Source organism: Companilactobacillus futsaii JCM 17355, from assembly GCF_001435505.1.
Lineage (GTDB): Bacteria > Bacillota > Bacilli > Lactobacillales > Lactobacillaceae > Companilactobacillus > Companilactobacillus futsaii.
Genome location: NZ_AZDO01000127.1, coordinates 1 through 1,474 on the forward strand (window position 1 = coordinate 1; position 1,474 = coordinate 1,474).

Here is a 1,474-nt window from a genome sequence, read left to right on the forward strand (position 1 = left end):
TATTAGTTTCGTTATTCGCTTGATATTTACACAAAAGAGCGTAATCGCTCCTTGGAGCGTCATGGATGTTATTCCGCTGGACCAGCTTTTATCATATCCATGTTTGGTTTTAAGTTCGGCATTTTTTGCTTCAATCTCATATCTTTGTTTCACTCGATTATTAAAGTATTCTGTATTTTCAAATTCCATTTGATTTGTATGCTCATTGGATTTTAAAGTAATATTATACGTTTTACTTTTTGCGCCTGGCTTATAACAGCCATCTCTTAATGGACAATTTTGACATTTTTGAATGTCAAAATAATACGTCATAGTTTGGTTTAAACTTTTTCTACCTTGTCGAGCTTTTCTTATTGCCATTTGTCCATTGGGACAAACGAACATACCTGCGTCCTTGTTATAATCCCATAAATCTTCTGGTTTTCTAAAACCATTTGTTATAACAGGAGTAAGCCTTGATATCAGACTGACGTTATTCTTATTCGCATATTGGATATTTAGTTTTCCAGAATACGCATGATCTCCAATTATTTCTTTTACGTTCATACCGTTTTCATTAGAACTGGAAACTAATCTTTCTAAATATTGTCCGTCACCTTTTTCACCGCCGGTTATCACCGCGGCGGTGATGATGCGATTTTCTGACATTGCTAGATGTGTTTTGTATCCAAAGAAAGAGCTGTCTTTATCTTTGTGTCCTACTTTTGCATCGTTATCTTTTGAGTATTTTTCATATTCCTTAACATCACCCTGAAGTTCGTTAAGGTTATTGAAAGCTTCTGAAATTTTAATTTGTCGAATTATTTTTGGATATTTCTCAATTGTTGAGAGTAACTTATCTGTATATTCTTGTTCCAAAGCCAAATCATTCTTTGTATTCTTAGCTGGAAATTGATCTTTCATAGAAGGATCAATTTCATAGATCCTTTTTCTCAATATTTTAGAAGCTTGTCGTAAGGTTTCAATAGGTGATTTTTGGTTGTATCTTGCGACAGTATGTGTTGCATCGACTATGACTGTTTCTTTTTGTAAAACATCTTGTTGAATAGCTATCTCTACAGTCTTTTTGATCAATACCTTCAGAAGATTAACGTCCTTTAATCTTTGACGTCTAAATTTTGATAATAAACTAGGATGGATAACATCGTCCTCAGGATTTAATCCAATGAAAAACTTCATTGCCATATCAGTTTTTGCACGTTCTATCAAATCACGATCTGATAGATTATATCTAATCTTTAGAAAGAGATACTTAAACATCTGAACAGGATCAACTGCAGCCCTACCCATATCAATAGAGTATTTTGATGATAATTCATCGTATACAAACGAAAAATCCACAAGTTGAATAAGCTTGCGCAATTCATGGTCTTGAGGAATCAAAATATCATATAACTCAGAATACTTGCTGGGTTTGGGTTTATTTTGTTTAGGGAGCATCTCAATCACCTCGATGCCTAATTATAACAAAAAA

Annotated in this window: 1 protein-coding gene; it reads right to left on the reverse strand. The window is 33.4% G+C overall.

Annotated elements, in window-relative coordinates; genetic code table 11:
* Window positions 1–1,440 (reverse strand): IS1182 family transposase (locus FC88_RS09270; RefSeq protein WP_057814943.1); only part of this gene is annotated, 1,440 nt, incomplete at its 3' end.
* Window positions 1,441–1,474 lie beyond the last annotated feature (34 nt).